Below are 6,094 nucleotides of genomic sequence, written 5' to 3' on the forward strand. Positions count from 1 at the left end.
TATGGGGCGCAAAAAAATGCTGGACGGCTATATCGGTAAGAATATCGCCCGACTGCGGAATCAGAAGGGGTGGTCGCAGGAGCTTTTCGCCGCAAAATTGCAGGTGGCGGAGTTCGATATTACACGGTCGACCGTGACGAAGATCGAGAACGGGTGCCGTAACATCTTCGCCCATGAGCTCCCGATGATCTGCCGGGCGCTTGGGTGCCGCTATGAGGACCTTTTGGGGCCGGTGCGCCGGCCGGAAGAGAGCGGCGAATGACTTAAAGTCGTGCCTCCCCGGGCGCATTACCGGCACGGTTCCGGAGCCTCTCAGGCAGAGGCATTGCGCCCGCGGCGCGGCGGCGGGCGGGATGCTGTAAGCTCGTCCACTGATCCGTGGACAGGGCGCCGCCGACTTTGGCCGCAGGCCAACCGGAGGCGGCGTGGGGGTCGCAGGGGAGTTGGCCGCAGGCCATCCTGATAGAGAATCCGGCCCGCAGGGCCGGGTCCGCGAAGCGGACTCAAGCCGGGGTCGCGGGGCGGAGCGCCCGCGAGCGGCCGTCGCGCGTAGCGCGCTCCGGGCGCAGCCCGGGCAGGCCGCCTAAGCCCCTCGTGCCCTTCTTTGGTTCCTTTCTTGGGCACGCAAGAAAGGAACTCGCTGTCGGTCGACTACCGACAAGTTCCGCCGCTCGATGAGCGGCAAATCTAAGCACGCTCCGGGGCGGGACCCGGCAACTACACCGCTCGATGAGCGGAAAACTCAAATAAAGAGAAGCCGCCCTTCCGGACGGCTTCTCTTTATTCCCATTCATTCAGTTCGGCATACTGTTTGACGAACCGGTCGGCGAGGGCGCGGATGCGGGGCTCGTCCCCGGCGGCGGAGCGGTCGGCGATTGCGACGACGGGAAAGCCGGCGGCTTTGGCGGTCTCCACGGCGTAGAGCGCGTCCTCAAAGACGACGACCTCCTCGCGGGGCAGCCCCAGCCGTTCGCAGGCGCGCTCATAGATCACGGGCAGATGCTTGCCCGCGCCCACCTCGGTACAGGTGAGCAGGAACTCAAACCGGCCGAGCAGGCCGACCCGCTTGAGCGCCGCCTCCGCGAGATAGCGGTCGGTGGCGGTGGCCACGCACATGCGCACCCCGGCGCGGGCGAGGCGGTCGACGAAGGAGAGGATGTCCGCCTTGGGCGGGATCTGGTGGAAATAGCTCTCCTCCATGACCTCGTTGATGCCGTCCATCACATCCTGCACGGTCCCGGTGACGCCGAACCGTTCGCGCAGGTAATCGGCGGTCTGGACCATGCTGAGGTCCTTGAGGGCCTCGTAAAGCCCCGGGGGCGGGCGGACGCCCCGCTTCATGAGGAAGCGGTCGGCGGAGTCGCCCCAGAAGGGCATGGAGTCGAGCAGGGTACCGTCCATATCAAAGATTGCGCCTTGCATGAAAACCTCCTTGGCCGGGTGAATTTTCCGTAGCTATTCTACCGCGTTTCCCGGAGAAATGCAAACCAAAGAAATCCATCCCCCGGCGGGCGCGCCGGGGGATGGATTTCCTTCAGGAGCCCTGCGCGGCAAAATAGAGCTTGTTGCGCAGGTAGGAGGGGTCGTCGGGCTTATATTTCCCGGCGCGGTCGTTATATTCGGCGGCGCGGGCGCGCTCGCCCAGCCGGTCGTGGCAGACGCAAAGCTGGATGCAGGGCAGGTAGCCGTAGCAGTCGGGGCTGACGAAAGCGCCCGAACGGTCGTCGCGCTCGCGGGAGAGCGCGAGCTCATACCAGAAGATCGCCTCCCGGTAGCGCGCGCGGTCGAGAAAATGCTTCCCGACGTCGCAGCAGACCTCGGCGCGCGGCGTGTCGTATTCGAGGGTACGCAGCAGCGCGGAAAGCGCCTCGCGCGGCTCCTTCATCGCGTAGCGGCACCAGGAGAGATGGCGGCAGGCTTCGATGTTGTTTTCGATCCAGCCGCGTCCCCCGTCCAAGAACGCCTCAAACACGCGGACGGCGTCGGCGTAACGCTCGTGGTAGTAGAGCTCGCGCGCGTAGTAGAACTGGTCGCGCGGCGCGAGCTCCCCCTGCTCGGCGAGCTGTTTTTCATAGATGCGCAGATTGCGCGCAGGGTCGGAGGGGCGCAGCTTGCGGTGGGAGACGGCGGCGTCTCCGTAAACGACGACGCCCGAGGGGGTGATCGCCTCGTGCACCGCCCCCGCCCAGCGGAATTCAGGGCTGTTGCGGACGATCCGTTCGCGGTAGTAGGAGAGGGTGGGCTTGCCGTCCGCGTCGAACGCCGCGTGGTAGCGGAGCATGACGACGTCGGCGGCGGGATCGAGGGTGCGTTTGAGGTCGAGCAGCGCGGCGCGGTCGGCTTCCAAAAGTATGTCGTCCGCGTCGAGCCACATGCAGTATTCCATCTCCGCTTTGGAGAAGGAAAAATTCCGCGCGGCGGAAAAGTCGTCGGTCCACGCGAAGTCATAGACCTTGTCGGTATACCGCCGCGCGATTTCCTTCGTCGCGTCGGCGGAGCCGGTATCCACAATGATGATCTCGTCCGCCGCGTCCGCCGCGCTTTCGAGGCAGCGGGCGAGGACGTCCTCCTCATCCTTAACGATCATGCACAGGCTGATGGTGATCATGGAACTCTCCTTTACAGGTTTTGCCGCCCGAACGGCGCGTCAGAGAAATGCGCCCTCCCGTTCAAAGCGGGTGCGAAGCGTTCCGATCGCCTTCTTTTCAATGCGCGAGACATAGGAGCGGGAAATTTCCAGCTTTTTGGCGACCTCCCGCTGGGTGAGCGGGCGGGTCCCGCCGAGTCCGTAGCGCATGACGATGATCTGCCGCTCCCGTTCGTCGAGGCAGCAGGCGATAAAATCATAGAGCTGCTCCGACTTGATGTGCAGGTCGATGCAGTCGATGATGTTGTCCTCCTCCGACATGATGTCGCCGAGCGTCAGGGAATTTCCGTCCTTGTCGGTGTCGATCGGATCGCTTATGTAGACGTCCTGCGCGGACTTCTTCTTATTGCGGAAGTGCATCAGCACCTCGTTTTCGATGCAGCGGGAGGCGTAGGTCGCGAAACGGGTCCCCTTGTCGGTGTTGAAGGTGGAGACCGCCTTGATCAGTCCGATCGTCCCGATCGAGATCAGGTCGTCCTGGTCCTTGAAGGTGCTGTAATACTTCTTGATGATATGGGCCACGAGGCGCAGGTTGTGCTCGATCAGGCAGGCTTTGGCGGCTTCGTCCCCGGCGGCGATCCGATCGAGGCATTCGCGTTCCTCCTTGGCGGAGAGGGGGCGGGGGAAGGACCCGGTACCGGTGACGTGCAGGGCGAAATAGAGCAGGTTGCACAGGGCGGCGAACAACGAGAACAAGGGAAGACCTCCTCGGCCGGAACCCGGCGGATTTGAGAATCGGGCGAAAAAGAAAACGCACCATGCAAGACATGGCACGATTCATCTATATGCCAAAGGGTCTCGTCCCGTGCAAGTCCGGCGGCGGGACGGAAACGGCCGTCCCGGAAAAACAATTGAAAACACGGCGGGAACGGGATATAATAAGCGCAGAAAAATTTGAGGGAGGAATCGCAATGCCCTGCATCCAGACAAAGGTAAACGTCACGCTCACCCCGGAAAAGGAGGAGGCGATCAAGCAAAAATTCGGACAGGCGATCACCGCCATCCCCGGCAAGACGGAAAACTGGCTGATGTGCACGTTCGAGGACGGCTGCCGCATGTATTTCCGCGGGGAGGCCGGCGCGCCGATGGCCTTCGTGGAGGTCAAGGTTTACGGCAAGGCGCCCGCGTCCGCCTTTGACAGGCTGACCGGGGAGATCACCGGCATCCTGCGCGACGAACTGGATATCGCGCCCGACCACGTCTACGTCAAATATGAGGAGGTGGCCAGCTGGGGCTGGAACGGCGCGAATTTTTGAGCCGTAAAAGGGGCGGGGAGCGTGCTCCCCGCCCTTCTGCCGCGCGCCTTTCCATCGGCGGAAAGATGTGGTATACTGATTTTGCGAAGATTCCGAATGAAAGGATGAGCGGATGGGAACCGTCTTGATGTGGGCGCTTTTCGCGGTCAACGCGGCGGGACTGGCGGCCTGCGGGCTCGACAAGTGGAAGGCGAAGCGCGGCGCGTGGCGCATCCCCGAGAAAACGCTCTTCTTCTTCGCCGTGATCGGCGGGGGATGGGGCGTGTGGGCCGGCATGTATCTCTTCCGGCACAAGACGCGCCGCTGGTATTTTGTGGTTGGAATCCCGGCGATCACGCTGGCGGAATACGGGCTGCTCGCGTGGGCGCTGCTGGTTCGGTAATCGGACGGGTTTTGCGTAAGGAGGAAAAGGAAATGGCAAAAAGAGTGGGAATTTTAACGGCGGGCGGTGACTGTCCGGGACTGAACGCGACCATCCGCGGGGTGGCCAAGGCGCTCTACCAGAAGATGCCGGACGTGGAGATCGTCGGCGTGGTCGACGGCTTCAAGGGGCTGATCAAGGGCGAGTACCATGAGATGAAGCAGTCGGATTTTTCCGGCATCCTGACGCGCGGCGGCACCATCCTCGGCACGGCGCGCACCCCCTATAAAAACATGAAGATCGTCGAGAACGACGTGGACAAGGTCGCCGAGATGAAGGGCAACTACAAAAAGATGAAGCTCGACTGCCTCTTCGTTCTGGGCGGCAACGGCACCCACAAGACGGCCAATCTCCTCTCCGAGGAGGGGCTCAACATCATCGGCCTGCCCAAGACGATCGACAACGACATCTGGGGCACCGACGTGACGTTTGGCTTCCATACCGCCGTGGGGATCGGCACCGAGGTGGTCGACCGCATCCACACCACCGCGAGCAGCCACAAGCGGGTGATGGTCATCGAGATCATGGGCAACAAGGCGGGCTGGCTCACCCTCTACACCGGCGTGGCGGGCGGTGCGGACGTCATCCTCATCCCCGAGATCCCCTACGACATCAAAAAGGTCGTCAAGGCGATCGAGCGGCGGGCGGCGTCCGGCCGGGGATTCTCGATCGTGGTGGTCGCGGAGGGCGCGTTCGACGCCGAAGAGGCCAAAATGAAAAAGAAGGAGCGCGCCGAAAAACGCGCCGCCGAGGGGATCACGACGGCGACGGCGCGCATCGTGCGGCAGATCGAGGAGAGCTCGGGCTCCGAGACGCGCATGGTTGTGCCGGGGCATTTCATCCGCGGCGGCGAGCCGTCTGCCTACGACCGGGTGCTCGCCTCCCAGTTCGGCGTTTACGGCGCGGAGCTCTTCAGCCGCGGCATCTTCGGCGTGACCGTCGCCCAGCAGAACAACGAGATCGTCCACAACCGCCTGTCCGACGTCGCCGGAAAGACGAAATTCGTCCCGGTCAACGACCAGATGATTTTTACAGCGCGCAGTTTGGGTATTTCCTTCGGCGATTAGGGAATACCATAGGCGGGAGGATTTCCTCCCGCCCGCGTCTGGTTTTTTCCGCCGTTCTTTTTTCAAGATTCTTCCCCGAATCCTATTGACAAAAACGGTGGGAACGATTATAATAAATATCGCGCTGTTCGACAAGACCGGCGCAGATGGCCCGGTAGTTCAGTTGGTTAGAACGCTAGCCTGTCACGCTAGAGGTCGTGGGTTCGAGCCCCATCCGGGTCGCCAGTTTGCCTTTGTAGCTCAGTTGGTAGAGCAGAGGACTGAAAATCCTCGTGTCGTTGGTTCGATTCCGACCGAAGGCACCAAGCGCGGGTTTAGCTCATTTGGCAGAGCGCCACCTTGCCAAGGTGGAGGTAGCGAGTTCGAGCCTCGTAACCCGCTCCAACAAAAAGAGGTCGGGAATGGAAACTTCGCGCCTCTTTTTTCATATACTGCGGTATATGATAGCGGCGCCGTAGCCAAGCGGTAAGGCAGAGGTCTGCAAAACCTTCATTCACCGGTCCGATTCCGGTCGGCGCCTCCAAAGGACAAAACCCCCGCTGCGAAAGCAGCGGGGGTTTTTGCGCATCCGCGGTATGGAAAGCAAAAAATCTGCAAAACCAACATTTACCGGTCCGATTCCGGTCGGCGCCTCCAAAGGACAAAACTCCCGCTGCGAAAGCAGCGGGGGTTTTTGCGCATCCGCGGCGTGGAAAGCAAAAAA

8 protein-coding genes and 4 tRNA genes are annotated in these 6,094 nt (G+C 61.9%); 8 read left to right on the forward strand and 4 right to left on the reverse strand.

Going from position 1 to position 6,094, the window contains the following annotated elements; genetic code table 11:
- Position 1 precedes the first annotated feature (1 nt).
- On the forward strand, positions 2-262 hold the full coding sequence (locus tag RCI06_RS10325) for a helix-turn-helix domain-containing protein (RefSeq protein ID WP_306576003.1): 261 nt from the start codon (positions 2-4) through the stop codon (positions 260-262).
- A gap of 518 nt (positions 263-780) precedes the next feature.
- Here the strand turns inward: RCI06_RS10325 and RCI06_RS10330 are convergent.
- From RCI06_RS10330 to sigK, 3 genes are all read right to left on the reverse strand, one after another.
- Positions 781-1,422 carry an HAD family phosphatase gene (locus RCI06_RS10330; RefSeq protein ID WP_101549626.1) on the reverse strand — a complete coding sequence of 214 codons (642 nt, stop codon included), beginning with the start codon at positions 1,420-1,422 and terminating at the stop codon, positions 781-783.
- Between the two features lie 112 nt (positions 1,423-1,534).
- On the reverse strand, positions 1,535-2,608 hold the full coding sequence (locus RCI06_RS10335; RefSeq protein ID WP_306576005.1) for a glycosyltransferase family 2 protein: 1,074 nt from the start codon (positions 2,606-2,608) through the stop codon (positions 1,535-1,537).
- A 39-nt stretch (positions 2,609-2,647) separates the two neighbouring features.
- Positions 2,648-3,343 (reverse strand): RNA polymerase sporulation sigma factor SigK, encoded by a 696-nt coding sequence (gene sigK, locus RCI06_RS10340; protein ID WP_101549630.1) that lies wholly within the window; start codon positions 3,341-3,343, stop codon positions 2,648-2,650.
- Positions 3,344-3,558: 215 nt separating this feature from the next.
- On the opposite strand from sigK, the gene RCI06_RS10345 reads away from it, so the two are divergent.
- The 7 genes from RCI06_RS10345 to RCI06_RS10375 all read left to right on the forward strand — a co-directional run bounded on the left by RCI06_RS10345 (position 3,559) and on the right by RCI06_RS10375 (position 5,914).
- Positions 3,559-3,903 carry a phenylpyruvate tautomerase MIF-related protein gene (locus RCI06_RS10345; protein ID WP_101549632.1) on the forward strand — a complete coding sequence of 115 codons (345 nt, stop codon included), beginning with the start codon at positions 3,559-3,561 and terminating at the stop codon, positions 3,901-3,903.
- 112 nt (positions 3,904-4,015) lie between these two features.
- Complete coding sequence (locus RCI06_RS10350) at positions 4,016-4,285, forward strand: DUF1294 domain-containing protein (RefSeq protein ID WP_256153166.1); 270 nt, start codon at positions 4,016-4,018, stop codon at positions 4,283-4,285.
- A gap of 32 nt (positions 4,286-4,317) precedes the next feature.
- The gene (locus RCI06_RS10355) at positions 4,318-5,391 is read left to right on the forward strand and encodes a 6-phosphofructokinase (RefSeq protein ID WP_101549637.1); all 1,074 of its coding nucleotides are present in this window, start codon (positions 4,318-4,320) and stop codon (positions 5,389-5,391) included.
- Between the two features lie 148 nt (positions 5,392-5,539).
- A tRNA-Asp gene (locus RCI06_RS10360) sits at positions 5,540-5,616 on the forward strand.
- Between the two features lie 4 nt (positions 5,617-5,620).
- A tRNA-Phe gene (locus tag RCI06_RS10365) sits at positions 5,621-5,696 on the forward strand.
- Between the two features lie 3 nt (positions 5,697-5,699).
- Positions 5,700-5,775: transfer RNA gene (locus RCI06_RS10370), tRNA-Gly, on the forward strand.
- Positions 5,776-5,839: 64 nt separating this feature from the next.
- A tRNA-Cys gene (locus RCI06_RS10375) sits at positions 5,840-5,914 on the forward strand.
- On the opposite strand, the gene RCI06_RS10380 is transcribed toward RCI06_RS10375, so the two are convergent.
- Positions 5,885-6,094: hypothetical protein (locus RCI06_RS10380; protein WP_306576007.1), on the reverse strand; the 210-nt coding region annotated here is incomplete at its 5' end. The genes RCI06_RS10375 and RCI06_RS10380 overlap by 30 nt on opposite strands.

Source organism: Anaerotruncus massiliensis (ex Togo et al. 2026), from assembly GCF_030825285.1.
GTDB classification, from domain to species: domain Bacteria; phylum Bacillota; class Clostridia; order Oscillospirales; family Ruminococcaceae; genus Anaerotruncus; species Anaerotruncus massiliensis.